The 25,567-nt window shown below is 70.4% G+C and carries 20 protein-coding genes; 8 read left to right on the forward strand and 12 right to left on the reverse strand.

Annotated elements, in window-relative coordinates:
- Positions 1–129: 129 nt before the first annotated feature.
- Positions 130–3,390 carry a fused MFS/spermidine synthase gene (locus tag VZQ01_RS42825; RefSeq protein WP_426746529.1) on the forward strand — a complete coding sequence of 1,087 codons (3,261 nt, stop codon included), beginning with the start codon at positions 130–132 and terminating at the stop codon, positions 3,388–3,390.
- A 37-nt stretch (positions 3,391–3,427) separates the two neighbouring features.
- Here VZQ01_RS42825 and VZQ01_RS42830 read toward each other — a convergent pair whose 3' ends face one another.
- The 3 genes from VZQ01_RS42830 to VZQ01_RS42840 form a co-directional block, all read right to left on the reverse strand.
- Positions 3,428–4,222, reverse strand: coding sequence for a tRNA1(Val) (adenine(37)-N6)-methyltransferase (locus VZQ01_RS42830; protein WP_426746531.1), 795 nt, complete (start codon positions 4,220–4,222; stop codon positions 3,428–3,430).
- 9 nt (positions 4,223–4,231) lie between these two features.
- On the reverse strand, positions 4,232–5,377 hold the full coding sequence (locus tag VZQ01_RS42835) for a DUF1015 family protein (RefSeq protein WP_426746532.1): 1,146 nt from the start codon (positions 5,375–5,377) through the stop codon (positions 4,232–4,234).
- A gap of 69 nt (positions 5,378–5,446) precedes the next feature.
- Positions 5,447–6,676 (reverse strand): hypothetical protein, encoded by a 1,230-nt coding sequence (locus tag VZQ01_RS42840; RefSeq protein ID WP_426746533.1) that lies wholly within the window; start codon positions 6,674–6,676, stop codon positions 5,447–5,449.
- 182 nt (positions 6,677–6,858) lie between these two features.
- Here VZQ01_RS42840 and VZQ01_RS42845 point away from each other — a divergent pair, with 182 nt between their 5' ends.
- Together VZQ01_RS42845 and VZQ01_RS42850 are read left to right on the forward strand one after the other, a co-directional pair.
- Positions 6,859–8,322 (forward strand): deoxyribodipyrimidine photo-lyase, encoded by a 1,464-nt coding sequence (locus tag VZQ01_RS42845; protein WP_426749037.1) that lies wholly within the window; start codon positions 6,859–6,861, stop codon positions 8,320–8,322.
- A 107-nt stretch (positions 8,323–8,429) separates the two neighbouring features.
- Positions 8,430–8,750, forward strand: a complete 321-nt coding sequence (locus VZQ01_RS42850; RefSeq protein WP_046713526.1) for a polyhydroxyalkanoic acid system family protein — start codon at positions 8,430–8,432, stop codon at positions 8,748–8,750.
- 24 nt (positions 8,751–8,774) lie between these two features.
- Here VZQ01_RS42850 and VZQ01_RS42855 read toward each other — a convergent pair whose 3' ends face one another.
- Genes VZQ01_RS42855 through VZQ01_RS42880 form a run of 6 tightly spaced genes read right to left on the reverse strand, consistent with a single transcriptional unit; the run spans position 8,775 to position 16,038 of the window.
- The gene (locus VZQ01_RS42855) at positions 8,775–10,559 is read right to left on the reverse strand and encodes a CheR family methyltransferase (protein WP_426746534.1); all 1,785 of its coding nucleotides are present in this window, start codon (positions 10,557–10,559) and stop codon (positions 8,775–8,777) included.
- Positions 10,553–11,557, reverse strand: a complete 1,005-nt coding sequence (locus VZQ01_RS42860; protein ID WP_223750040.1) for a chemotaxis protein CheB — start codon at positions 11,555–11,557, stop codon at positions 10,553–10,555. Before VZQ01_RS42860 ends, VZQ01_RS42855 begins: the two co-directional genes overlap by 7 nt.
- A gap of 34 nt (positions 11,558–11,591) precedes the next feature.
- Positions 11,592–13,868 carry a hybrid sensor histidine kinase/response regulator gene (locus VZQ01_RS42865; protein ID WP_426746535.1) on the reverse strand — a complete coding sequence of 759 codons (2,277 nt, stop codon included), beginning with the start codon at positions 13,866–13,868 and terminating at the stop codon, positions 11,592–11,594.
- Between the two features lie 39 nt (positions 13,869–13,907).
- Positions 13,908–15,164 carry a methyl-accepting chemotaxis protein gene (locus VZQ01_RS42870; RefSeq protein ID WP_223784405.1) on the reverse strand — a complete coding sequence of 419 codons (1,257 nt, stop codon included), beginning with the start codon at positions 15,162–15,164 and terminating at the stop codon, positions 13,908–13,910.
- 5 nt (positions 15,165–15,169) lie between these two features.
- The gene (locus VZQ01_RS42875) at positions 15,170–15,559 is read right to left on the reverse strand and encodes a Frizzy aggregation protein FrzB (protein ID WP_223749971.1); all 390 of its coding nucleotides are present in this window, start codon (positions 15,557–15,559) and stop codon (positions 15,170–15,172) included.
- Positions 15,556–16,038, reverse strand: coding sequence for a chemotaxis protein CheW (locus VZQ01_RS42880; protein WP_141332955.1), 483 nt, complete (start codon positions 16,036–16,038; stop codon positions 15,556–15,558). The genes VZQ01_RS42875 and VZQ01_RS42880 overlap by 4 nt, the downstream gene beginning before the upstream one ends.
- A 170-nt stretch (positions 16,039–16,208) precedes the next feature.
- On the opposite strand from VZQ01_RS42880, the gene VZQ01_RS42885 reads away from it, so the two are divergent.
- Positions 16,209–17,078 carry a response regulator gene (locus tag VZQ01_RS42885; RefSeq protein ID WP_426746536.1) on the forward strand — a complete coding sequence of 290 codons (870 nt, stop codon included), beginning with the start codon at positions 16,209–16,211 and terminating at the stop codon, positions 17,076–17,078.
- A 73-nt stretch (positions 17,079–17,151) separates the two neighbouring features.
- On the opposite strand, the gene VZQ01_RS42890 is transcribed toward VZQ01_RS42885, so the two are convergent.
- Positions 17,152–18,456, reverse strand: coding sequence for a radical SAM family protein (locus VZQ01_RS42890; protein ID WP_426746537.1), 1,305 nt, complete (start codon positions 18,454–18,456; stop codon positions 17,152–17,154).
- Between the two features lie 204 nt (positions 18,457–18,660).
- On the opposite strand from VZQ01_RS42890, the gene ald reads away from it, so the two are divergent.
- The 4 genes from ald to VZQ01_RS42910 all read left to right on the forward strand — a co-directional run bounded on the left by ald (position 18,661) and on the right by VZQ01_RS42910 (position 23,527).
- On the forward strand, positions 18,661–19,785 hold the full coding sequence (gene ald, locus VZQ01_RS42895) for an alanine dehydrogenase (RefSeq protein ID WP_223749974.1): 1,125 nt from the start codon (positions 18,661–18,663) through the stop codon (positions 19,783–19,785).
- Between the two features lie 244 nt (positions 19,786–20,029).
- Positions 20,030–20,671, forward strand: coding sequence for a sigma-70 family RNA polymerase sigma factor (locus tag VZQ01_RS42900; RefSeq protein WP_141331222.1), 642 nt, complete (start codon positions 20,030–20,032; stop codon positions 20,669–20,671).
- A gap of 23 nt (positions 20,672–20,694) precedes the next feature.
- Positions 20,695–21,576 (forward strand): anti-sigma factor family protein, encoded by an 882-nt coding sequence (locus VZQ01_RS42905; protein WP_426746539.1) that lies wholly within the window; start codon positions 20,695–20,697, stop codon positions 21,574–21,576.
- Positions 21,577–21,754: 178 nt separating this feature from the next.
- Positions 21,755–23,527, forward strand: a complete 1,773-nt coding sequence (locus VZQ01_RS42910; protein ID WP_223784401.1) for a response regulator — start codon at positions 21,755–21,757, stop codon at positions 23,525–23,527.
- 109 nt (positions 23,528–23,636) lie between these two features.
- Here the strand turns inward: VZQ01_RS42910 and VZQ01_RS42915 are convergent, their stop codons facing one another.
- Complete coding sequence (locus VZQ01_RS42915; RefSeq protein ID WP_141331228.1) at positions 23,637–24,779, reverse strand: hypothetical protein; 1,143 nt, start codon at positions 24,777–24,779, stop codon at positions 23,637–23,639.
- Positions 24,776–25,546, reverse strand: a complete 771-nt coding sequence (locus VZQ01_RS42920) for a type III pantothenate kinase (RefSeq protein ID WP_223749977.1) — start codon at positions 25,544–25,546, stop codon at positions 24,776–24,778. The genes VZQ01_RS42915 and VZQ01_RS42920 overlap by 4 nt, the downstream gene beginning before the upstream one ends.
- Between the last annotated feature and the right edge of the window lie 21 nt (positions 25,547–25,567).

Here is a 25,567-nt window from a genome sequence, read left to right on the forward strand (position 1 = left end):
CCGAGCGTCCGGAGGACCGAGCGCCATGGCCAAGTCGCGGGGATCTCTGCGACACTCTCGCGCCGTAAGGCCTGTCTCACCCCCCTCGAGACAGTCCCCCGACGAGAGAACCGATTGATGATTTCACGTGTGTCGAGGGTCGCCCCGTTGCTGTTCGGCTCGGGGCTCTGCGCCCTTGTCTACCAGACGGTGTGGCTGCGGGAGTTCCGTCTCATCTTCGGCGCCAGCACCGCGGCGTCGGCGGCCGTGCTGGCCATCTTCATGGCGGGGCTGGGACTGGGCGGTGTGCTCCTCGGCGCGCGCGCGGACCGGAACCCACGCCCGCTGAACTACTACGCCAACCTGGAGCTGCTCATCGCGGCCAGCGCGGGCCTGAGCCCGTTCCTGGTGGAGCTGGCGCGCGCGGCCTACATCGGCGTCGGCGGCACGCCCAGCCTGGGGCTCTTCGGCGGCAGCGTGGCGCGGCTGGTGCTCTCCACGCTCGTGCTCGCCGTGCCGACGGTGCTGATGGGCGGCACGCTGCCGGCCGCCGCGCGCGCGGTGCAGTCGGATGAGGACCCCGCGCGTCGACACCTCGCCATCCTCTACGGCGTCAACACGCTGGGCGCCGTCACCGGCGCGACGCTGTCCACCTTCTTCATGCTGGAGGTGTACGGCAACCGCACCACGCTGTGGATCGCCTGCCTCCTCAACGCGGCCGTCGCCATCTGCGCGCGCAGCGTGAGCCGCTCCATGGAGCCGGAGGCCGCGACGGCGAAGCCCCAGGCCGCGTCCGAGCCCTCCGCCGCGCCCGTCGCTGCTGACGTCGTCGCCGCACCGGTGGCGCAGCCCTCGAGCTCCGTGGCGCGCGCGACGCCGTCGTCCATGTTCGCGCTGGTGGCGGCCCTGCTCGTCGGCTTCTCGTTCCTCCTGATGGAGCTCGTCTGGTACCGGATGCTGGGCCCCATCCTGGGCGGGACCACCTTCACCTTCGGCCTCATCCTGGCCATGGCGTTGCTCGGCATCGGCCTGGGTGGCGCGGCCTACTCCATCGTCTTCCGGCATCGGCCGGCCACGCTGTCGGGCTTCGCGCTGACGTGTGCCCTGGAGGCCGCGTTCATCGCCCTGCCCTTCGCGCTGGGAGACAGGCTCGCGGTGTTCGCCGCGCTGCTACGCCCCTTGGGCGGCGCCGGCTTCGGCGGGATGATGCTGGGTTGGGCGCTGGTGGGCTCGGTGGTCATCCTCCCCGCCGCGTTCATCTCCGGCGTGCAGTTCCCGCTGCTGCTCGCGCTCGTGGGCAAGGGCAGTCAGGACGTGGGCAAGCAGGTGGGCCAGGTCTATGCCTGGAACACGGTGGGCTCCATCGTCGGCTCACTGGCGGGGGGCTTCGGTGTGATTCCGCTGATGAGCGCGCCGGTCACCTGGCAGCTCGTCGCGGGCATCCTCGCCGTGCTGGGCCTCGCGTCCGCGGTGCTGTCGCTGAAGCTGGAGCGCCAGGTGCCGGCGCTGTTCGCTCCCGTCTCCGTCGCCGTGCTCGCGCTGGTGCTGCTGTCGACCCAGGGCCCCACCGCGGCGTGGCGGCACGGGAGCGTGGGCGCCGGACGCGCCGCGCTCGCCAACCCGACGCTCAACCACATCGATGCATGGGTGCGCAGCAAGTCGCGCGGCATCGTGTGGGAGAAGGATGGCGTCGAGAGCAGCGTCGCGCTCAACTCCGACAACGGCCTGTCCTTCATCGTCAACGGCAAGTCGGACGGCAACGCCATCGGTGATGCGCCGACCCAGGTGATGAGCGGGCTGCTGGGCGCCCTGCTCCATCAGGAGGCCCGCAACTCGCTCGTCATCGGCCTGGGAACCGGCAGCACCGCGGGATGGCTGGGCGCCGTGCCGGGCATGGAGCGCGTGGACGTGGTGGAGATCGAGCCCGCCATCCTCGACGTCGCGCGGCGATGCGAGGCGGTCAACCAGAAGGTGATGGACAACCCCAAGGTCCACACGTTCATCGCCGACGCGCGCGAGGTGCTGCTCACCACGCGGCAGCGCTACGACATCATCTTCTCCGAGCCGTCCAATCCCTACCGCGCGGGCATCTCCAGCCTCTTCACGCGCGACTTCTATCAGGCCGTGAAGGAGCGCCTGGCCGAGGGCGGCATCTTCGTCCAGTGGCTCCAGGCCTATGAAGTGGACGCGCTCACGGTGCAGAGCGCCTATGCCACGCTCTCCTCGGAGTTCGAGGCCGTGGAGACGTGGCAGGTCCACTCCGGGGACCTGCTGCTGGTGGCGACGCGCAAGCCGCTGGTCCACGACGTCGACAGGATGCGGACCCGCATCGCCGAAGAGCCCTACCGCAGCGCGCTGCGCGCCACCTGGCGCACGGACGAGGTGGAGGGCGTGCTCGCGCGCTTCGTGGCCGGTCCGGCCTTCACCGCCAAGGTCGCGGAGGAGAGCCAGGAGCTCATCAACACGGACGACGTGTCGTTCATGGAGTTCGCCTTCGCGCGCAGCCTGGGCCGGGACACCGGATTCTCCATCCGCACGCTGTGGTCCATGACGAACGTGCTGGGCACGGGCCGTCCGGACATCAAGGGAAAGGTGGACTGGGACCGGGTGGCCATCAACCGCGCCTGGTACACCATCCCGCTGTCGCGCGAGGAGGCCAACAGCTCCCTCGTGAAGGGCTGGGTTCCCATCATCGATGCGTTCAACAAGGGGCAGCTGGGCGCCATCCACGCGCATTGGAAGAAGGAGCGGTGGGAGCCGGTGGGCCCGCGCGAACAGCTGGTGCTGGCGCGGGTGCTCGCGAGTGTCGGCGACGAGGAGGCCCTGAAGTATCTCGAGCCCATGCGCGCGACGCTCCCCGTGGAGGCGGACCTGCTCGAGGGTGTGCTGCGAATGCGACAGCGCAAGCTGCCCGAGGCCGCCGCCCTGTTCGAGCGAGGACTCATCGCCCTGCGCACGAATCCATGGCCGGCGCGCGAGGTGACCTCCTCCATCTTCGCGGAGCTGGCCGTCATCGCCCGCACGGACAAGGCCCTGGGCCGCAAGCTGGTGGACGTGCTGGCCGTGCCGTTCGCGGCGGACTCGCTGACCGTGGCGCGCGAGGAGACCCGCATCGAGCTCGCGAAGCTCGTGGACTGGATGGGCCTGTGTGTCTCCGTGCTGGAGCCCACCGAGCCCTTCACCGTCTGGGACAGCAAGATGCTGGATGACCGGCGGCGCTGCTACGAGCACCACGGCCACCCCATGGCACTCAACGCGGAAGCGGACCTGCAACGACTCATCTCCCAGGCCCCGGCTGTGTTCATGAGCCAGACGATGGAGACTCCCGCGCCCGTGCAGCAGTCCTCGGATGCGGCCCCCACGCCCGCGGCGCCCACCGCCCCGGGTCAGGCCACCGAGACGGCGCCGTAGCACGGACGCACCGAGGGCGGCCCACACCGGGCCGCCCTCACACCACCATGGCGCGCACCTCGTCCGTGAAGGCGTGCTCGTCCTCGGTGTGCACCACCAACGGTGGCAGGACGGTCAGCTCCGGGGGTCCCCCCTTCACCGCGTGCAACAGCACCAGCTTCGCGGGCCGGTCCGCACGCGGATGGACCCACCGCACCACGCGCGGCTCCAGCCCGAAGACGCGCAGCACCGTCACCAGCTCCGCGAAGCGTGACGCCGGGTACACCATGCACAGCCCTCCCCGGGGTTCGAGCAGGTGCGCAGCGGCCCTCGACACGTCCGACAGCTCGCACGCGAGCTCATGCCTCGCCAGCGCCTTCTCCGTGGACAGGCTGGTGTGCCCCGTCGCCCGCGCGCGGTAGGGCGGATTGCACAGCACCTGCGCGAAGCCGCCCGCCGGGAACTGCTCGTCCACGCGCCGCAAATCCCCCAACACCAGCGACACCTCGCGCTCGCAGTGGTTGAGCAGCACGTTGCGTCGCGCCAGGGAGAACAGGCCCGGCTGCAGCTCGAGCCCGAGGAGGTCCTTGCCGCGCCACCGACAGGCGAGCACCAGCGGGATGATGCCGCAGCCCGTGCCCAGGTCCATCAGCCGCCCGCGCCCCGCGCCGCCCACCGACACCGCGAAGTGCACCAGCAACAGCGGGTCCAACGTGAAGCGATAGCCCAGCCGGCGCTGGAGCACCCGCACCGCTCCGCCACAGATGGCATCCAACGTCTCGCCGGGCCCCGCCTGGAGCTCCGGCGCCGAGCGCCCCGACTCGTCCGGCGCGCTGTGCGTCAGCACCCTCACGCGGGCGGACTACGCTTCCGTGTCGAGGAACAGCAGGCCCGCCGGAGGCAACGGCTCCACACGGAGTGTCCTCGGCGGCAGCGTGGCCTGCGCCTCCATCACCGCGCGCACCTCCCAGATGGGCGGCGGATTGAGCGCGAAGCCGACCTGGAACGTGCCCGACTCCACCCCCTTCACCAGCGTCTCCAGCCCCTGCACCGGGAACACCTGGGGATGTCCCGCCGCCTCGGGCTCGCGGATGCCCAGCACCGTCCTCAGCACCAGCGCGTTGAGCAGCGCCAGGTCCAGGCTGCGCAGCGTCGGGTTGCGCGGCGCGCCCTTCAGGTGCGCCAGGTCCAGCCCCTGCCGGAAGCGCAGGATGCGCCCCCTGCCGCCCGGCAACACCAGCAGCACCGCGTGGTGCCCGGTGATGAGCGTCGCCAGCCGCTCCCGCGCGGCGACGAGCCCTCGAGGTGTGTCGAGCGGCTCGTCCAGCTCGTACACCCGCGCGTACGCGGTGACGAGGGTGAGGAAGGTCTCCTCCTTGAACGTCTCCACGCCCTTGAGCGCGCGGTGGATGGGGAGCACCTCCAGCCCCGGGTCCGACAGGGGCACCACCGCGGCCAGCGTGGGCCCGCCTTCCGCCAGCGCGCTGAGCGGGCGCATGGGGGCCTCGTCCAGCACGGCCTGGATGCGCTTGGAGACGGGCGAAGGTTCGATGCGGCGCAGCGACAGCGGGTGGCCGTCGTAGTCGCCCTCCCACACCAGGGCGGAGCGCTCGCTCGCCTCGGCCAGCAGGCCCCGGAAGACCCCATGGTCGTCCGCGGTCAGCGTGACGGCGGGCTCGGCCTCCCACGCACGGGGCCGGTACGGGTCATCCTCCAGCGGGGTGCCCGCGTCCGGCCGCAGCGAGCACAGCAGGTAGCGGACCGGTGGGCCGCCCAGCTTGCCCGCCGGGCTGTGGACCTCCACCACGTAGAGCGCGGGCCGGGCGTCGCGCAGCAACGTGCCCGACTCCCGCTGGCGTCGCAGCTCCGCCGAGGGGTTGGCGGCCTCCAGCAGGGGCCGGACGTGGGAAGGCTGGGGCACCGCGTTGCTGCGCGGCACGTAGCCGCTGGGCTCGAGGGTCCGAGCCAGCGGGGTCAGCAGGGCCGTGAAGGGATGGACGCGCGCCATGTCGCGAGGAAAGGTGGTGTCTGCCTCCCCTCGGTGCCACGACGCATGCTCGCCCGCCCCCCGGGCCGTCTACCACCAGACGTTGCGGTAGGGCCGGTCCTTGGCGGACTTCAGCGCGGAGCGGTCCACGCTCTCCTCCCACAGCAGGCTCACCGTGGTGATGGCGCCCGCGGAGCCGAGGAAGGACAGCACGTACGGCGTCGACTGGTCGAAGCCGCCCAGCACCAGGCCGGAGATGAGCAGCACCGCCGCGCCCACGCCCGCGCCGAACAGGTCCGCGCGCAGAATCTGCGAGGGCGTCGGGTTGTAGCGCATGGTGGCCAGCGCCAGCGCGCCCGCGCCGATGCCCGGCGCGAGCAGCAGCGTGTCCCGCCACGTCTTCGAGGAGATGTCCGTTCCGGAGAAGTGGATGACGGCCAGCAGCAGCGCCGCGTAGGCCGCGCCCCACCCCGCGCCGGAGGAGATCAACAGGCCGTCGTTCAGCGGGAGCTGCCCGCCGCCGAGCCCCGCCGTCAGCCACGCGCCCAGCTCCGCGCCCAGGAACGCGGACCAGGTGAGCACCCCCGCGTCCTGGGTGAAGAGGTCCATGAAGCCGGCCATGAAGGCGCCGCCCACGCCCGAGTTGATGATGGTGAAGGACGCCATGGGCTTGTCCACCCAGTTGTTGAATTGCCACCAGGAGGACGCGCCGAAGCCCAGGCCCGCGCCAATCAACGTGCCGGCCAGCATCGCCTCGCGCGAGCTCTGGTCGAAGTCGAAGTCATTGGCGAACGCCTGCGTGAAGAAGCCACCCAGCGCGCCCAGCGCGGTGTGATGCGCGATGAAGCGGAAGCTGCCCGGCCCCGACAGGAAGGGCCCCAGGCGCTGACGCCCATCCAGGATGGCGCCGCTGTCCACATACGGCGGCGGCGTGGCCGAGGCCGACGGCGTCAGCGACGCGGGCGTGCCGTCCTGCGTCAGCGGTGACTGGCGCAGGTCCGGCGCGTCCGCGCGCGGCACGTCTGACGTTTGTGGAGGGTTGTCCACGCGAGGCATCGTCGCCGGGTTCGGAGGAGTGGCCGGCACGGTGTTCGACGGCGGCGGCTCGGCCATCCGAGGGTCGGCGTACGGGTCCACGGGCGGCAGCGGCGACGGCTCCGGCGGAGTCGAGGGCGCGGGATCCTGCGGAGGATACGCGGGCTGCGCCGGAGCCGGCTCCGACGGGTACGACGAGCCCACCTGGGCGCGCGCGCCTTCGGGCGTCGCGAGCAGCAGCGTGAAGACGGAGCAGAGACAGAGCCAGTTTCGCAGAGGTGACACGCAAGGACTCCTTGGGTCCAAACGACACAAGACCACAACCCAGGCCCGGGTGGTGTTTTTTGCGCGCACCTGGGCGGGTGGAAGTGTGTCTCGGTGGCTCGAAGCGTCACGGGCACGGCATTCGTGCACGGCTGCTTCAATTCCCTCGCGACCCGGAGCGACCTCGGGCATCCGTGCACATCATGCCCAACGGGTTCTCGTGGTCCGAGCTCGATGTCGACTCCGCTCGTGTGGTCGTCATCAAGGATGTCCCCCTGCCCTCCTCACGTCGGGACTTCGTCCTGTACTGGTGCATGGTCAACCATCGCGCCGAGGAGAACCACGCGCTCGATGCGGCCATCGCGCTGGGCAACCACCTGGGGTTGCCCGTCGTCGTGTATCAAGCGCTGCGTCCGGACTACCCCCATGCATCGGACCGGCTCCACGCGTGGGCGCTGGAGGGCATGGTGGACCTCGCGTCGGCCTTCGCGTCGCGCGGCCTGCCCTACTGGCTGGAGCTGCCGCGCACGACGAAGCAGCATCGCCCCCGACTGGCGGAGCTGGGACGGCGCGCGGCGGCGGTGGTGTCCGACCTCTTCCCCACGTACATCATCCCCGGCCACTTGCGAGGCGCGGCCAAGGCCCTGGATGTGCCGCTGTTCGCGGTGGACGCCTCGTGCGTGGTGCCCATGCAGCGCATCCCCACGGTGCAGGCCGGCGCGTACACGCTGCGCCCCAAGCTCCAGAAGCTGTGGCCCGAGTACCTTGGACGGACGTTGCGCGCGCGTCCGGTGAAGGCCGCGGCCGCGGGGCGCGCCCTGGAGCCGGACTTCGAGCTGGCCGACGCGAAGCAGGCCCGGCAGGAGCTGTCCGCCTTCCACATCGACCACAAGGTGGCGGCGCTCGAGGAGCGCGGTGGACGCAAGGCGGCGCTCAAGACGCTGGAGGCCTTCCTCCACGGCAAGCTCGACGGCTACGACACCGAGCGCAATGACCCCGGCCGCGCGCACCAGTCCGGCCTGTCCCCCTTCTTCCACTGGGGCAACCTCTTCGCGGGCGAGGCGGCCCGGGCGGCCATCCGCGCGCGTGGCACGGACCACCCCGCGGTGAGGAGCTTCCTCGAGGAGCTGCTGGTGCGGCGCGAGCTGGGCTTCAACTTCTGCTTCCACACGCCCGAGGACAAGCAGCTCTCCGTGGAGTCCCTGCCGGGCTGGGCGCGCGAGACGCTGTCCACCCACCAGAAGGACCCGCGCGAGCACCTGTACTCCCTGGAGCAGTTGGAGCACGCGCGCACGGCGGACGGCCTGTGGAACGCGGCGCAGCGCGAGCTCCTGGAGCGCGGCCGCATCCACAACTACCTGCGCATGCTGTGGGGCAAGAAGATCCTCGAGTGGAGCGCCACGCCCGACGAGGGCCTGAAGCGCATCGCCCACCTCAATGACAAGTACGCAGTGGACGGCAGGGACCCCGCGAGCGTGGCCAACTTCATGTGGGTCCTGGGGCTGCACGACAGGCCGTTCCAGGAGCGCAAGGTGCTGGGCAAGGTGCGGCCGATGAGCTCGCCGCGCACGGCGGAGAAGTTCAACCTGGCGCCTTACATGACGCGCTGGGGCCGGCCGGGAGATCCGCCGGTGAAGCTCAAGCGCTCACGCCGCGTCCAGGAGTGATGCGCCGGGCCGTTGACATTCGTGCGCTCAAGGGTGACTCGGCGGTTCCCTTCTCGGCCCGGCGTCGATAAACGAATGGCCAGGACACTGAAATCAGGAGCCGTGCCATGGGCATGCTGAAGTTCGATATCCCCCACTCCCTGCCGAAGGACCAGGTGAAGCAGCGCGTCGAGGAGCTCCTCCGGTACTGGGGTGGCAAGTACGGAGTGAAGGCCGACTGGCAGGGCGAGGGCGCCAAGATTGTCGGCAAGGTGATGGGCATCCAGCTGGACGCCTCGTTCGTCATCACCGACAAGGCCGTCGAGGGCGAGGGCACGGACCCGGGCATGCTCCTGCGCGGGCAGGCCAAGTCCTACCTCCAGAAGAAGTTCGGCGCCGTGCTGGACCCCAGCAAGTCGCTGGACCAGGTGAAGTCCTCGCTGGACTGAGGGCCCTCGGCCTCCGCGCGACACTCAGTGCGGAGGCTGCTCCTCCAGCGCGGCGAGCGCATAGCGCGCCGCGCGGGAGATGGCCTCGGCCGAGTCCAGCATCTCCGGGTAGTGCCCCGCCAGCGTGCGCTGGGGGAAGCGCAGCTGCGCAATCGCGTTGCGGTAGCTGCGACGGGCCGCCTCGGAGTCGTGGCTGCGCTCCTGCACCTGTGCCAGCAGGTAGTGGCCGATGGCGAGCGTGGGCTCCAGGAAGAGCGCCTTGCCCAGCTCCGAGCGCGCCTCCCGCAGCTCCCCGGCCTGCAGCGCGGCCACGCCACCGAACACGCGCGCCTCCACGCACAGCGGCTCGCGCTGGATGGCCTGGGCGAACGCCTCCCGCGCCTCGGTGATGCGGCCGGTGAGCGAGTAGAGATTGCCCAGCGTGAGCAGCGCGTCGAGATCACTCGGCTCGTCCACCAGCAGGCGCTGCACGCCCTGGATGGCGGCGGGGAAATCCCCCTGCGTCATCTTCCGCACCGCCATGGCCAGCCGCTCCGCGGGAGGCAGCAGCTTGGGCCATGCGGTGGCGGCGGGAAGCTCACCGGTGACGGTGCGCGCGGGCGCGGACACCGCCGGCAGCTCCACGGTGGGACGCGTGCGGACCGCGTCCGCGGCGCTCACCGCCGGCAGCTCCACGGTGACGCGGGGACGGCCCAGGTCGTTGGTCTTCGTCGTCGCGGGCGGATGCGTGCCGGAGGCCTGCGTCGTGGACGCGGCGGGCAGCGGGCGCACGGCCGGGAAGGCACCGGAGAGCGCGCCGGGACCTCGGGTGGACGCGGTGTCCGGGGTGCTCGCGCGAGGACGGGCGCCCTGGGCCAGCTCGACCGCGGGGCGGGCGTAGACGGCCGGGGAGAAGGGCTCGGGCTCCGGCGCGCGGGCCTGAGGCTCGGTGGAGACGGGGTACGGGTGGATGCGCAGCGGCGGCGGACGGTAGCCCTTGTCGCTGGGCGGGCGCCGGTACACGAAGGCGCCGTCGACCTCGATCATCTCGAAGCGGTCATAGACCTTGAAGAGGCTCTCCGAGTACCCGAGGAACAAGAGCCCCCCGGGCCGGAGCGCGCTCAGGAAGCGGTCCATCAGCCCGCGGATGGTGGGCAGGTCGAAGTAGATGATGACGTTGCGGCAGAGGATGAGGTCCAGCGAGTTCAGCGCGACCTTGTCGAAGACGGGGACCGCCAGGTTCTGTCCATCGAAGCGGATGTACTCACGCAGCGCGGGCAGCGCCTCGTGGCCATCCTCGACGGGGCGGAAGAAGCGGGCCAGCCGCTCCGGATGGATGCTGATGCTCCGGCGCGTGGAGAACCTCCCCTGCCGGGCGGCCTCCACCGCGGCCAGGTTCAGGTCGGTGGCCCACAGGTCCACCTCCGCGGACAGCGCCCCCAGCTCCGCCAGCACCATGGCCATGCTGTAGGGCTCCTCGCCCGTCGCACAGCCCGCGGACCAGATGGACACCTTGCGCATCTCCCGCCGCGCGCGGGCGAGCAGGTCCGGCAGCACGCTCTTCTCCAGCGCGCGGAACTGCTTGGCGTCGCGGAAGAACTCCGTGTGCCCCACCGTCACCAGGGGCAACAGCGAGCGCAGCTCCTCCTCGCCCCCCACGCCCGTCAGGCGCTGGAGGTAGCGCTCCGGCTCCTCGATGCCGAGCACGGGCATGCGGGTGGACAGGGCCAGCCGCAGGCTGTGGAACCCATCCGGGGTGATCTTCAGCCCCGCGCGCTCCAGGAGGAGCGCGGCCAGCTGCTGAAGCACTTTGTTGCTCACGTTCAGCACGCTTCCACCCACTGCACCAACGTGGGGCCGATGCGCTCCAGCGGCAGCACCTCCTGCGCCGCCCCGAGCAACACCGCCTCGCGAGGCATGCCCCACACCGCGGACGTGCTCTCATCCTGGGCGATGGTCCGCCCTCCCCGCTCCCGGATCTCCTTCATCCCCCGAGCCCCATCCCGCCCCATTCCCGTCAGGATGACTCCGACACAGCGCGAGCCGAAGGACTCCCCGGCCGAAGTGAGCAGCATGTCACACGAGGGCCGGAATCCACGGAGCGCGGGCCCCGAGTCCAGCTCCAACCTGCCCTCGGGTCGCACCAACAGGTGACTGCCCGACGGGGCGATGTACACCGTCCCGGGCACCATCACCATGCCGTGCTCCGCCTCCGTCACTCCCAGCGCCGTCTCCATCGTCAGCCAGTGCGCGAGGCCCTCCGTGAAACCCTCGCTGATGTGCTGGCAGTAGGCGATGGGCGCGGGAAAGTCTCGTGGAATCTTCCGCAGTACCTGTGCGACCGCCTTGGGCCCCCCCAGGGAGGCGGCAATGGCCACCAGGGGATAGGGCGGCGCGGGCAGGTCCTCCTTGGGCAGCTTCGCCGAGGGGCGCGTCTGGGTCTGCCGCACGGCCTTCACCTGGGCCAGCATCACCAGCTTGCGCGACACGTGGGCCCAGAACTCCGGGCCCGGAATCGCGGGGCGCTCCATCACGTCCAGCGCGCCCAGGGCCATGGCCTGGAAGGCCTCCTGGCCGGTGAGGGCCCCGGGGTGGAGCGCCAGCACGGGCACGGGCCGCCCCGCCATCACCTGCTCGATGGCCTCCAGCGCCTCCAGGCCGGTGAGGTCCACCAGCGCCACGTCCGGGAAGTGGCGCTGCACGGCGACGAGCGCGCCGGGGAAGTCGACCTCGGCGGGCCCCACCGGGACGAGCGACTCGCCGTCGAACAGGCCCCGGGCCGCGAGCGCGCGCAGCCCCTTGCCCACCATGAGCACCCTGAACGCCATCGCCGCCGCGACCGGTCCGCCCAAACGCCGCTCCTCAGGTCAGCCGATCGATGGCCTGGGCGAGCACTTCCACGCCCAGCTCTCCCTTGACGAGGTACGCGTCCGCGCCCGCATCCAGGCCGCGCCGCTTGTCCTCGGGCGAGGCGAGCGACGACAGGATGATGACGGGGATGCGTGCCACGGCGGGGGTCGACTTCAGCCTGCGCGCGAGCGAGAAGCCGTCCATCTTCGGCATCTGCACGTCGGTGAGGATGAGGTCGTAGGTGTTGTTCTGCACCTTGCCGTAGGCCTCCTCGCCGTCCTGCGCCTCCTCCACCATGTGCCCCAGCGCCTTGACGAGCGCGCCCTCGGTGGCGCGGGCAATGGGCGAGTCGTCCACCAGCAAGACCCGCAGACGCTTGGCGGCCGGAGCCTGGGTGACGGGCCGCGCCATGCGGCGCACCTCCGTCATGATGTCTGGGACGTGCAGCAGCACGGCGATGCGACCGTCCTCCAGCGCGGCGGTGCCCGCGATGAAGGGCGCGCCCTTGAGGAACTCCCCGCCGCACGGCTTCACCGCCACCTCGCGCTCGTCCACGAAGCCGTCGACGACCAGCGCCGCGTGGTCCTCGCCGTGGCGCACGACGACGGCCGGCGGCTTGTCGAAGCGGTTGCCGCCGTTGAGGCCGAGCAGCGGCCCCAGCGCGACGAGCGCCGTGGGCTTGCCCCGGTGGCGCACCGCGAGGGTGCCGAAGATCTCCAGCCGGTCCTCCGGCTTGACGCGCATCACGGCCTCGACGTCCGCGGCGGGCATGCCGTAGACGTCGTCGCCCAGGCGCACCAGCAGCACCTTCATCAACGCGAGCGACTGGGGCAGCCGCAGGGTGATGGTGGTGCCACGACCGATGCGGCTGTTGACGCCGACGGAGCCGCCGAGCGTCTCCACCTTGCGCTTCACCACGTCCATGCCCACGCCGCGGCCGGACAGCTCGCTGACCTGCTCGCGGGTGGAGAAACCCGGACGGAAGATGAGCTCGATGGCCTCGCGCTCCGACAGCGAGGCGGCCTGCACCGCGGTGATGAGGCGCTTGTTGATGGCCACCTGGCGCAGGCGCTCCGGGTCGATGCCGCGCCCGTCGTCCTCCACCTCGATGTGCAGCATGTCGCCGTCCACGCGCACGCGGATGCGGATGCGGCCCGTCTGCGGCTTGCCCAGCGCCTGGCGCGTGTCCGGGGACTCCAGGCCGTGGTCCACCGAGTTGCGCAAGAGGTGCACCAGCGCGTCGCGCACGTCGCCCAGCATGGATCGGTCCACGCCGATGTCGGCGTTCTCGATGAGCAGGTCCACTTCCTTCGTCTGCGTGCGCGCCATGTCGCGCACCGCACGCGGGAAGGCGTCGAACACCGTGGACAGCGGCACCAGCCGGGCCTCGGCCACGTGGTCCGCCATCTTCGACAGGTTGCCGTGCAGCGTGTTGATGCCGTCGTCGTTGCGCCGCACGAAGCGGAACGCATCGTCGCGCAGCATGTGCAGGTCGCTCTCGACGCGGTCCAGCTGCGCGCGCACCTCCAGCGGGATGTCCAGCGCCTCCGCCAGGCGCAGGAACCGGTCGCCCATGCGGCTGAAGCGCTCGAACAGCTCCTCCGTCTCGGAGCTGCGCAGCCGCCCTCGGGCGCTCTCCACCAGCAGGTCGCCGGCGAGCAGCCCCAGCGAGTCCAGCACCTCCACGTTGACGCGGATGGTGCGGTCGGCGATGGCCGACTTGGCGGCGCTCGGGGCCTCCTCCTCCGCGCGGCCCGACGCGGGCGCGGGAGCATGGGCCACGGGCGCGGCGACGACGGGCGCCTCCACCACCGGAGCCCGGACCACGGGCGCCTGCACCGGCGCGGCCACCACGGGGGCGGGCGCGGGCGGCGGGGGCTTCGCGCCGGGGATGGCGGGCGCGGCCTGACCGGAGACCTCCGCCAGCGCGCGGACCATGTCCTCGCTGGCGGGCGTGCCGGTGTTGGCACCGGACAGGTCCTCGATGAGGTCCGACAGGACGTCGCAGGCACGGAGCATGACGTCCGTGGCGATCTCCGTGGCCGTGCGTCCCTCGCGCTCGGCGCGCAGGACGTCCTCCGCCGCGTGGGCGAGCTGACCGATGGCGGCGAGGCCCAGCATGCGGGCCTCTCCCTTCATCGTGTGCAGCTCGCGCGCGACGTCGTCCGCGGCCTGGTCCGCGGTTTCCTTCTCCAGGTCCAACACGCCCAGCTGAATCTTCTGGAGGCGGTCGGCCGTGACCTCCTGGAACTTCTTCAGGAGGGATTTCTTGAGAGCCTCGGTGTCCATGGGCGGTGAGTGCTGCGCACCCTCCCCTTCCCGGAAGAGCTAGTCGGCCTTGAAGCGCTTGATGAGCTCCGCGAGACGAGCGGCCAGCTGCGTGAGCTCCGCGGCCGCGCCCGTCGCCTGCTTCGACGCCTGCGTCGTCTGACGCGTCACGTCCTCGATCTCCGCCATGGACGCCACCACCTGCTCGGTGGCCGTGCGCTGCTGCTGCGTGGCGAGGTTGATGACGCGCGCGGCGTCGCTCGTCTCCTGCACGCCGGCGAGGATGCCCTCGACGGCCTGCGCGGCGACGGCGCCCAGCTTCTCACCGGACTCGGTGGCGGACTTGGACGCCTCGGCGGCGCCCGCGGCCGCGGCGGTGGCCTCGCGGATCTCCGTGATGAGGTTCTTGATCTCCTTGGTGGAGTCCAGGACGTTCTCCGCCAGCCGGCGCATCTCCGCCGCGACGATGGAGAAGCCCTTGCCCGCCTCACCCGCGCGGCTGCCCTCGAGCGCCGCGTTCAGCGCGAGCAGGTCCGAGCGGTCGGCGATCTCGTCGATGACCTCCACCACGGTGCCGATGCGCTCCACGCGCTTGGACAGCTTGGCGATGGAGTCCGCCACCGCGACGCCGTCGCTGCGGATCTGCTGCATCGCCTGGATGAACTCACCGATGGCGCCCCGGCCCGCGCGCGCCGCGCCCAGCGTCTCCTCGGCCACGCGCGCCACGCTGCCCGCGTTCTCGGCGATCTGCGCGGAGGCGTGCTTGAGCTCCTCCATGGTCGCCGTCGTCTCGTGGATGGCGGCGGCCTGCTCCGTGGAGGACGTCTCGTGCTGCGTGGACGCCGCGAGCACCTGGTTGGCGGACGAGGACAGCCTCAGCGCCGCCTCGTTGATCTCCCGCACGAACGTGCGCAGCGTCTCGATGACCTTGCCGAAGCCCTCGAGCAGCGGCCCCAGCTGGGGGTCCTCGGTGGTGGTGTTCCACCGGGACAAATCGCCCTCGCGCACCAGGCTGATGAGCGCGTCCAGGGCCTGGTCGATCTCCTGCGCCGCCACGTGCTTGCGGTGCTCGGAGCTGGCGAAGTTGTCCAGCACCTGGTTGAGCAGGTGGGCCAGCTCCTCGCCGCCCTCGCCCACCAGCTCCTTGGGGACGCGGGCCTGGAGGTTGCCGGCGAGCACCGTCAACAGCGTGTCGGTGAAGGCCTTGTGGGGGATGGGGGCCGCGGGCGCGGCGGCACCGGCCGCCTTGGAGGCAGGGGCCTTCCGGGCGGAACGGGCCTTGGACGTGGGCTTCTCGTTGGGGGTGTCCAGGGACATTGCGGTCAGTGCCTTCCTTGAGTTCCTCGGGTCCTGGCGGTCTCCACCAGGTCAATCAGCAACACGGTGCGGGCTTCTTCCAGGCACACACCGACGGCATAAGCGGCCGCGCCCGCCGTGGGGGGCATGCGGCGAAGTTGAGTCACGGGGATGGGGCGCACGCCCCGGACGGCGTCCACCTTCAGGTGGCCCTCGCCCTCCGGCGTGTCGAACACCAGCGCGCGATTGCCCCGGTGCAACAGGCCCAGCTCCGGCAGGGTGATGTCCTCCGGCAACGAGCGATCGATCCGCAGCACCTGCGACGCGTCCGTGCCGAACACGCCCCCGCCGATCTCGAAGAAGAGGATGTCCACCTCCTCCACCTTCTCCTCCAGGTCGAGCGACTCGTCGTTCATCGGGCCACCGCGCGCTGCCTGGCCGTCTGCAAGAGCTTGGAGAAGTTGAGCAGGTTGATGCTGTCCTGCGGCGTGGCGCCCGGCACCACGCCCATCAGGTGCTCGGCCGCCGCGTCACCGCCCAGCGGCGGTGGGAGGATGTCCGCCACGGGGATGCGGCGCAGGCCCAGCACCGTGTCGGCGACGACCCCGGCGACGATGCTCCCGGTGATGCCGATGAACAGGCGCGTGCGGGGACCGATGCGCGCCTCGCCCTTGGAGAGGAAGCGCAGGAGGTCCACCACGGGCAGCACCTCGCCGCGGTGGCCCGTGACGCCCATGATGAAGGAGGGCGTCCTCGGCAGGGGGGTGAGCAGGCCGGCGCGGAACACCTCGAGGACGTTCTCGCTGGGCACGCCGAGCCGCAGGTCTCCCACCCGGAAGCAGAAGAACTCCTGCTCCGGTCGGGCTTGGACGGCCACGGCGCGGTCCGGAGCCATCCGGAGTGCTCGCTGGAGGGGAGTCGAGGTCGTGGTCAAGGCGTCCGAGTATCCGGAGGGGACGAAAACCGGTCAAGTGTCGGCATCAAGCTGGCCGGCCGCTCGCCGTTTCGATGGTCCGCGCTGAACCAAAGGTGTAGGGTTCCACCCCGAATCCTTTGAGGAGGACGATGTCGCGCGTACTGGTCATTGATGACAGCCCGATGCTGGTGGAGCTCACCGTCCGGGCCCTCACCGCCGCCGGCTATCAGGTGAGCGGGGCCCAGGACCTGACGAGCCTCAACCAGAAGCTCTCCGAGGGGCCGTTCGCGCTCATCCTCATGGACGTGAACATGCCGGAGATGTTCGGCGACGACGTCGTCGAGTACCTCCGGAGCCAGAAGAAGGTCACCTCCAAGCTGGTGCTCTACTCCGACATCTCGGAGGCGGAGCTGGCCGGCAAGACGAAGGCCTCCGGCGCGGACGGCTACATCCTCAAGAGCGGCGGCCTGGAGGCCGTCATCAGCGGCGTGATGAACCTCATCGGCGCCCCCGCCCTGGGTGTCCCCGCCGCCGTCCCCGCTCCCGCCGCGCCCGCCTCCACGGAGGCCCCCCAGGCGGCCCCCGCCGCGCCCGCGCCCATCGCCTCCACGGGCCTCAAGGCCGCGCCCAGCACGGGCGGCCGCAAGCCGCGCATCCTCATCGTCGACGACAGTGAGATGACCGCGCGGATCATCGAGGCGGACCTGGTCGCCAAGGGCTTCGAGGTCCACGTCGCGGACACCGCGGACAAGGCCACGAAGATCATCCTCAAGAAGCAGACGCGTCCGGACCTGGTGCTGCTGGACGTGCGCATGCCCAACGTGAACGGCGAGCAGTTCTGCCGCTTCATCAAGAGCAACAGCCTCTTCAAGGGCATCAAGGTGCTCTTGTGCTCCGGCGAGAATGTCGAGGAGCTCCAGCGCATCTGCCGCGAGGCTGGCGCCGACGGCTACATCCCCAAGGACGCCGTGATGGGCAACCTGGTGGCCAAGGAGCTGATGCCCCCCGGCGGCGAGTAGCCCTCCGCCCACGTCGTCCCGTCCTGGATGAAGGGCCCTCCTCACCGGGCCCCATCCTCCCGAGTCGAGCGCCCTACCCGCGCCCCGCGGCGTTCTCGCGCTCCTCGAGTCCCCGCGCGAAGTTGCCGATGATGATGCCGGGCCGCGCCGCCTTCAGCCGCTGCAGCAGCGTGCGCACGCCCACCGGCTCTCCGCCCGCGCCCACGTCGCGCGCGGCCTCCAGGTACTGGAGCGGGTCGATGGCCAGCGAGCGCGTCTGCACCTGGTCCACGCGGTACTTCTTCACCAGCCGCTCCAGCGCCTTCACCTCGCCCTCGCGGTCCGTGACGCCGGGGAACAGGAGCAGGTTGAGCGCCAGGTACGCGCCGCGCTCGCGCGCGAGGGCGATGGACGCCTCCACGTCCTCCCAGCCGTACTTCACCGGCTTGTAGTACGCCTCGTAGAGGCCCTTGGTCGCCGCGTTGAGCGACACGCGCACGGCGTCCAGGCCCGCGTCGAGCAGCGCCTCCAGTCCCTGGGTGAGGCTGGCGTTGGTGTTGATGTTGATGGAGCCCTTCTGCGTGCGCGCGCGCATGTAGCGGATGGACTCCGCGATGAACTTCCAGCGCGTGAGCGGCTCGCCCTCGCAGCCCTGGCCGAAGCTCACCATGGTGCGGCCCTGCGCGTTCTCCAGATGGAACAGGCCGATGGCGCCCATCTCCTCCGCGGTGGGCCCGTCATCCATGCGCTCGTGCGACGCGGGAGGCCCGTCCGCCGGCTGGTCGGAGATGCAGCCCACGCATCTGGCGTTGCACATCACCGACGCGGGGATGGCCGCCTCGTCGCGGACGTAGAACGTGTTCTGCGACGTGAAGCACCGGTACAACAGCGCGCACGTCTTGAGCTGCTTGAGCACGCGGTTGTCCGGGAAGCGCTTCAGGTGCGCGTCCACGAGCGCCTTCATGTCCGGCGTGGAGTAGCGCTCCGGATCCCAATGCGAGCGGCGGTCCGTGTGGATGGCCCACGCCACCGGCCCATCCTTCCCCCACGCCGCCGCCGTGTACGCCCACTGCGGCAGCACCGGCCCGTCTCCCTTCACCTCGCCCGGAAGGAACGTGCGCGTGTAGCCCGGGGGCAGCAGCGCGCCCACCGCGTTGGGGACGAACGTCTTGCCACCCACGTTCATCTGCCGCACCAGCTCCAGTTCCCCCGTGTCGGGGTGCAGGCCCACGGGCAGCCTGCCCGGCAGGTGCACCAGCCGCCCGGCGGACGGCAGCGGGATGGGCTTGTCCTGGGGAGGAACGAGCTCTTCTCCGCTGCGCAGCGTGGCCAGCAGGTAGGGATGCTCCATCACCCGGCCCTTGGGGTCGGCGAACAGCAGCTTCGGCGCGGACGTCATGGGGACGCTAACTACCACCGGCCCCCCTTCTGTTTCGATGCCGAACCGTCATCGGACGCACTGCATTCAACGCCGCGCGTCATCCCTCCGAGGTAACAAAGGCTCACCGGTGACATGTGCACCGCTTGGGCGGACGCCTTGATTCCCTCTGGGGGCCCCGTTAGGGTCCGCGCGCTTTTTCAGTCCCCCTCTCGGAGGCAAGTCGTGATCGTCGGAGTTCCCAAGGAGATCAAAACCCGTGAGTACCGCGTCGGCATGGTGCCTGCGGGCGTGCGCGCGCTCACGAGCGCGGGCCACACGGTGCTGGTCGAGACGAACGCCGGCGTCGGCTCTGGCATCCCCGACTCGGAGTACCAGCGCGTGGGCGCGACGCTCGTCGCCAGCGCGGACGAGGTCTGGAAGCGCGCGGAGATGATCGTCAAGGTGAAGGAGCCCATCGCGCCGGAGTACGAGCGCATCCAGCCCGGGCAGATCATCTACACGTACTTCCATCTGGCCGGCGTGGACCCGGAGCTGACGAAGACGCTGGTGAAGAAGAAGGCCGCGGCCGTCGCCTACGAGACGCTGCAGCTGGATGACGGCAGCCTGCCCCTGCTCAAGCCCATGTCCGAGGTGGCCGGGAAGATGGCCATCCAGGTGGGCGCCGCGTGCCTGGAGAAGGCGCACGGTGGCAAGGGCATCCTGCTGGGCGGCGTGCCCGGCGTGCGCCGCGGCCGCGTCACCGTCATCGGTGGCGGCGTCGTCGGCCTGTGCGCCGCGAAGGTCGCCGTGGGCATGGGCGCCGAGGTCACCATCCTCGACGTCAACCTGGAGCGCCTGACCTACCTGGACGACGTGTTCCTCGGCCGCGTCAGCGTGCTCGCCTCCGACACGGAGAGCATCGCCGCCTCCGTGCGCGAGGCCGACCTGGTCGTGGGCGCGGTGCTCATCCCCGGCGGCAAGGCCCCCAAGCTCGTCTCCGAGTCGCTCATCTCCGAGATGACCCCGGGCTCCGTCGTCGTCGACGTCGCGGTGGACCAGGGCGGCTGCATCGAGACCTGCAAGCCCACCACGCACGACAACCCGACGTTCGAGGTGCACGGCGTCGTCCACTACTGCGTCGCCAACATGCCCGGCGCCGTCCCCCAGACGTCCACGTACGCCCTCACCAACACCACCCGTCCCTACTCGCGGAAGATCGCCGACATGGGCCTGGTGGAGGCCGTGAAGTCGGACCGCGCCCTGGCCCGTGCGATGAACACCTACAACGGCCACGTCACCTACGAGGCCGTCGCCAAGGACCTGGGGTACGAGTACCTCTCCATCTCCGAGGCGCTCGCGCGCAAGTAGCCCGCCCAGCAGCCTGACAGTCAGGGCACTTCCCGAGGGGGAGGCGTGGATGGCGACATCCCGTCTCCCCTTCGTTATTGAAAATGGGGAATAAAGTTCCCCGTCGGGAGTCTGGCGTACCCGAAGCGACCGGACGGGCGGGTGTGACTGGGAAGCCGTTGTTGCCAGTTCTGTTCCCGTGCATACATTGATGGGCAGGCGACAACTCATTCCCCAATTGTTTCGGGCCTCTGGAAGGCGGGACATGTTGGATTTCAGACAACCCAACCGGACGAAGCAGGAATTCGAGGAACTGGCGCTGGCCCACCTGGACCCGCTCTATTCGGCGGCCCTGCGCCTGACGAAGAACGAGCGCGATGCCGAGGACCTGGTGCAGGACACCTGCATGAGGGCCTACCGCTTCTTCGACAAGTTCGAGCGGGGCACCAACATCAAGGCCTGGCTCTTCAAGATCCTCACCAACACGTTCATCAACCGCTACCGGCGCAAGGTGAAGGAGCGCACGGTGGTGGAGGGCGTCGAGCGCGAGGCGGTGCACGAGCGCTTCGTGAGCCGGGACGCGACGGACTTCGCGGCCAACCCGGAGCAGTACTTCTTCGACCGGCTCCTGTCGGACGACGTGCTGCGCGCCATCGACTCCTTGCCCATCGACTTCAGGCTGGTGGTCATCCTCGCGGACCTGCAGGAGTTCTCCTACAAGGAGATCGCCGAGATCCTCGAGTGCCCTGTCGGCACCGTGATGAGCCGCCTGTTCCGAGGCCGCAAGCTCCTGCAGAAGACGCTGCGCGAGTACGCGGTGGGCCAGGGTGTCTTCCGCCACGAGGGAGAGGGCGCGGAGACCCCGGCGAACCTCGAAGAGTATCGTCAAAGGAAGAAGACGGGGTAGAAACAGGTTCCTACCGCGCGCCCATGACCTGCCAGGAACTCGAACGGCTTCTGTATCCGTACCTCGACGGCGAATTCCAGCCGGAGGAGCGGGTCGACCTCGAATCCCACCTCTCCGCGTGCGCTGGATGTCAGCGCCGCGTGGAGGAAGAGCGGAACATGCAGCTCGCCCTGCGGCGGGCCGCCAGACACTCCGTGCAGCGGATGCAGGCCCCGGCCTCGCTCCGCGCGGGCATCGCCCAGGGGCTCCACCAGGAGCACCGCCGCGCGCAATATGGGGTCTGGCTGCGCGCGGGCGCCGTCGCCCTGGTGGTGGTGACGGTGACGAGCGGCTGGTCCGCGTATCAGGCGGGCAAGCGGGAGCGTCTGGCGAAGGAAGAGCTGGTCCTGCGCTTCAAGCGTCCGCTGCCGTACGAAGTCACCGCGTCCAACTCCGAGCAGCTGGAGACGTGGTTCAAGGGCACGGTGGACCCTCGCGTCGCACTGCCGCAGCTGCCTCGCGCCAAGCCGCTGGGCGGCCGCATCTCCATCCTCAACGGCCGCGAAGTGGCGTACATCAGCTACGAGACGCTCCCCGACGAGGGTGGCCCCAGCCGGCGGCTCGGCGTTTTCGTGGTGCCGGACGAGGCGAGCCCCCGTCCCCAGGCGCTGCCCGCGGTGGAGGTCGACTCCGCGCAGGGCTTCAACATCGTGACCTGGCGGGATCACGAGGTCGTCTACGAGATGGTCACCGACATGGACGAGCGTGACATCCTGCGCATGCTCGAGGAGCGCGAGCAAGGCGCCGCGTTGGCCAGCACGCCCCGGGCGATGGAGTCCGCGGACGGGAATTACTCGTACCAGACACTCCCGATGCCCGCGCGCTCGCGCCCCGCCGTCTCCGTCGAGCCCGCGTCGTTTCCCTGAAGCGTGCTGTTGCGCGCGCCGTGGCGCCTGCCCGACTGCCCTGCGGGCGGAGTTTCGTACGGCCCGAACATTTGACGGTCCCTGACATGGCCGATAGCCTCGACGGCGCTTCTTTCCTCGCGCGCCACCGTCACCCGTGGCGCCCGCGCGCGCCGCACCCAGGTCGGGCCGTTCCTACATGTCCAAGAAAATCCTGATCGTCGAAAAGAGCGACACCGCCCTCGCAGCCACCCTGAGGCCCGTCCTGGAGGGACGGGGCTTCACCGTGGAGGACACCGCGGACGGCAAGGGCAGCGTGGAGCAGATTCGCCGCGACAGGCCCGACCTCGTCGTGCTGGCGGTGGAGCTGTCCGCCGGACAGAACGGCTACCTCATCTGCGGCAAGCTGAAGAAGGACGACGACCTCAAGAACGTCCCCATCGTCATCGTCGGCAACCCGGATGGCTTCGCGCAGCACCGCAAGCTGAAGGCGCACGCGGACGAGTACGTGCCCATGCCGGTGGACGCCAACCTGCTCACCGAGCGCGTGGGCGCCATCATCGGCTTCCCCGAAGTGGCCGTCTCCGAGGACGTGGTCGACGAGAGCCTCACGCTGGACGCGCTCGGCGACGAGCCGATGACGGCGGACTTCGGTGAGGAGATCTCCGTCGACACCGGCGAGGACGAGGAGCCCGCGGTCGCCGGCGAGGAGCTGGACCTGGACGCGGCGTTCAGCGACATGTCGTCGCCGGAGCCCGAGCCCGCCGCCATCGTCGAGGAGCCCGTGGAGGCCCCGCCCGACGCCGTCGTCGAGGGCGTGGAGGAGGACTTCTCCGGCCTGGACGCGCTCGGCTCGGACGCGGACGACGCGCTGGACTCGCTGGACGACTCGGAGAAGACGGTCGTGGGCTTCATGCCCGTCGCCACCGCGCCGGTGGCGCCCGCCCCGCTGAAGGTCATCGAGCCGCCCAAGGCCACCACCCCGCCCCCCGCGCGCACGCCGACGCCGCCCGCGCGCACGCCCGCGGTGGCCACCAGCGCGCCCGTGGCCGCGGCGCCTGTCACCTCCGCCGCGGACGCCGCCGAGCTGCGCAGCCTGCGCGCGAAGGTGGCCGAGCTGCAGGCCGCGTTGGAGGACTCGCGCGGCACCGCCTCCCAGGCCGAGGACCGGGTGCGTGAGCTGGAGGCCGAGCTGGAGGGCAAGGCCACCGAGCTGGAGACGGCCCGCGCCGCCACCGGCAAGAACGACAAGGACACCTTCGCGCTGCGCGACGCCGTCAACAAGCGCGACAAGGAGATCCTCCGCCTCAAGACGGAGCTGAACCAGAAGGACCAGGAGATCGTCGAGCTCAAGGACCAGCACCTGGAGCTCGAGCAGGCGTCCAGCACGACCGAGTCGGAGATGGCCCGGCGCGACGCGCAGATCAAGACGCTCACCACCCGCGTGGACACGCTGACGGCGGAGCGCAAGCGCGTGGACCAGCAGCTCGCCACCTCCAAGGAGGAGGCGCGTGGCGCCGCCGCCCAGGTGACGACGCTCCAGGAGGAGCTGGATCAGCAGGCCGCGCAGACGGCGGGCCTCAACGCGGAGCTGGAGGAGCTGCGCAACCGCACCGGTCAGCTCGAGGTCGACGTGCAGACCGCGCGCGAGGAGGCCGACACCCTGCGCGGCCAGGTGGAGAGCGCCCAGCGCGAGGCCGAGGAGCTGCGCTCCCAGCTGGAGCAGACGCAGACAGAGCTGTCCGAGCAGGGCACCCGCGCGGCCGAGGAGGCCGACGAGCTGCGCCGCCGCATCGCCGAGCTGGAGGCCACCGCCGTGCGCAACGAGGAGCGGGTCACCAAGCTCTACGCGCGCATCAAGAACGACGAGAAGCTGCGCGAGAAGACGAAGAAGGCGCTCGCCATCGCCCAGCAGCTGCTCGAGGAGAACGCCTCCTCCGTGGCCGACGACGCCGACGAAGCGGCGGCCTGAGGCAGCCCCCACGCCGCTCCCGCCACTGGCTCGACGCAAGGCGCTGGAGCGGCGGTGGAACCCGGGGTCGAAGCCCTCTTTGAAAGAGGGCTCCCCCACCCCGCCCCGTCTACTTGTCGTCGGTCTTCTTGGGGGCGGTCTTCTTCTCCAGCAGCTTCTTGGCGAACGTCTGCACCGCGGCCGGCACGTTCTTGTCGCGGCTCAGGTCCTTGAGCTCGCCGTCGCGCAGGGCGTTGAGGAACTTCATCGTGACGGTGAGCGGCACCTTGGGGTTCTTCACCAGGGCCAGCTTCACCTTCATGTTCTTGGTCCACTCGCGGTTGTTGTAGATGACGCGCAGCACGTCATCCATCATCGCGCGGTTGGAGGCGCACGCGAGCACCTCGCCGTCGGTGATGCGCGGGCTGCGGATGACCGCGACGGCGACCAGCTTGTTCGTCTCGCGGATGAGCGCGCCGCGGGCCTCCTTGTTGCCCAGCGTGGCCAGCTTGATCTTCTCCGCGATGGACATCTTCATCAGCCGCTGGGCCAGCGTCAGGCGCTTGCCCTCCTCCATGGGCGCGGCGTTCTCGTCCGCCACCTCGCCGCCCATCTCCTGGAGCACCTCCTGCGCGGTGGGGCCCGGGTCCGGCGGGGCCTCGGCGGCCTCGGGGCCGAACAGGCGCACGCGCGCGGCCTTCATCTGCGGCACGTCCGTCAGCTGCAGGCCGCTGCGCACCGCGAAGTCACAGACGCTGTCGATGAGGGACACCGGCGCCTGGGCGTTGGCGCACAGGCCGCGCAGGATGTCCTCGTAGCGCAACAGGCGCAGCTGGTTCTGCCCGATGATCTCCGCCAGCTTCGGTCCACACTCGCGCGCCACCTGGGCCACGGCCTCGTCGGGCGTGTTCGAGTTGAGGACGAGCATCTCCGCGTAGGCATCCTTGTCCTTGAGCAGCCCGAGGAAGTAGCCCAGCACCTGGGGCTGCACCTCCTCGTCGCGCAGCGCGGAGCCGAGGATCTTCTCGGGCAGGCCCGCGGACGTCTTCGCCGCCGTCTCGCGCACGCCCGCGTCCGGGTCGTACGTCAGCATGTACAGCGCGCCCAGCATGTCGGACGGGCTGAGCGGCACGAGCGACTTGGCGGCCATCATCCGCAGCGGCACCGGCGCGGCCGGGTCCACGTGCTTGCGCAGGTTGGGCGGGAGGAACTCCGCGTTGAAGGGGCAGCCCGGGGGAGGCGCCGGGACGTTGCTGGGGGCGGCGGTGGTCATGTCGCGTGGTTCCTTCCGTAGATGATGCGCAGGCCCTCGAGCGTGAGGAACTCGTCCACTTCGTGGATGGCCTTGGATTCACTGGCCACCAGCGGCGCGAGCCCTCCGGTGGCGACGACCCTCACGGGGTGGCCCAGGTCGGCCTGCATGCGCGCGCAGATGCCGTCCACCATCCCGACGTAGCCGTACACGAGCCCCGACTGCATCGAGTGCACCGTGTTGCGGCCGATGACATGCGGCGGCCGCGCGAACTCCACGCGCGGCAGCTTGGAGGCGTTCTGGAACAAGGCCTCCATGGAGATGTTGATGCCCGGGCAGATGCAGCCGCCCAGGTACTCGCCCCGCGCGGACACCGCGTCGAACGTGGTGGCGGTGCCGAAGTCCACGACGATGAGCGCCGAGCGGTGCTTCTCGTACGCGGACACCGCGTTGACGATGCGGTCCGCGCCCACCTCGCGAGGGTTGTCGTAGAGGATGGGCATGCCCGTCTTCACGCCAGGCCCCACGAACATGGGCCGCATGCGGAAGTAGCGCTCGCTCATCTTCTCCAGGCTGAACTGGAGCGGCGGCACCACGCTGGACACCGCCACCGCGCCCACCTTCGCCGCGTCGATGCCGCTGTGCGAGAAGAGCTGGCGCACCAGGATGCCGTACTCATCCGAGGTGCGCCGGGTGCTCGTCTCCACGCGCCAGTGGTCGAGCAGCCGTCGGCCCTCGAACACCCCGAGGGCGGTGTTGGTGTTGCCAACGTCGATGGCCAGGAGCATCACCCCGCGCACTCTACTCCG

This window comes from Myxococcus faecalis (genome assembly GCF_050039385.1).
In the GTDB taxonomy this organism is placed as follows: Bacteria; Myxococcota; Myxococcia; order Myxococcales; family Myxococcaceae; genus Myxococcus; species Myxococcus fulvus.

Bases quoted from the DNA above. Each gene is read 5' to 3' on its own strand.
- VZQ01_RS42875 (WP_223749971.1), bottom strand. From the start codon at position 15,559: ATGAACGACGAGTCGCTCGACCTGGAGGAGAAGGTGGAGGAGGTGGAC.
- VZQ01_RS42860 (WP_223750040.1), bottom strand. From the start codon at position 11,557: ATGGCGTTCAGGGTGCTCATGGTGGGCAAGGGGCTGCGCGCGCTCGCG.
- VZQ01_RS42865 (WP_426746535.1), bottom strand. From the start codon at position 13,868: ATGGACACCGAGGCTCTCAAGAAATCCCTCCTGAAGAAGTTCCAGGAG.
- VZQ01_RS42880 (WP_141332955.1), bottom strand. From the start codon at position 16,038: ATGGCTCCGGACCGCGCCGTGGCCGTCCAAGCCCGACCGGAGCAGGAG.
- VZQ01_RS42920 (WP_223749977.1), bottom strand. From the start codon at position 25,546: ATGCTCCTGGCCATCGACGTTGGCAACACCAACACCGCCCTCGGGGTG.
- VZQ01_RS42850 (WP_046713526.1), top strand. From the start codon at position 8,430: ATGGGCATGCTGAAGTTCGATATCCCCCACTCCCTGCCGAAGGACCAG.
- VZQ01_RS42915 (WP_141331228.1), bottom strand. From the start codon at position 24,779: ATGACCACCGCCGCCCCCAGCAACGTCCCGGCGCCTCCCCCGGGCTGC.
- VZQ01_RS42835 (WP_426746532.1), bottom strand. From the start codon at position 5,377: ATGGCGCGCGTCCATCCCTTCACGGCCCTGCTGACCCCGCTGGCTCGG.
- VZQ01_RS42905 (WP_426746539.1), top strand. From the start codon at position 20,695: ATGACCTGCCAGGAACTCGAACGGCTTCTGTATCCGTACCTCGACGGC.
- VZQ01_RS42870 (WP_223784405.1), bottom strand. From the start codon at position 15,164: ATGTCCCTGGACACCCCCAACGAGAAGCCCACGTCCAAGGCCCGTTCC.
- VZQ01_RS42885 (WP_426746536.1), top strand. From the start codon at position 16,209: ATGTCGCGCGTACTGGTCATTGATGACAGCCCGATGCTGGTGGAGCTC.
- VZQ01_RS42890 (WP_426746537.1), bottom strand. From the start codon at position 18,456: ATGACGTCCGCGCCGAAGCTGCTGTTCGCCGACCCCAAGGGCCGGGTG.
- VZQ01_RS42845 (WP_426749037.1), top strand. From the start codon at position 6,859: ATGCCCAACGGGTTCTCGTGGTCCGAGCTCGATGTCGACTCCGCTCGT.
- VZQ01_RS42910 (WP_223784401.1), top strand. From the start codon at position 21,755: ATGTCCAAGAAAATCCTGATCGTCGAAAAGAGCGACACCGCCCTCGCA.
- VZQ01_RS42900 (WP_141331222.1), top strand. From the start codon at position 20,030: ATGTTGGATTTCAGACAACCCAACCGGACGAAGCAGGAATTCGAGGAA.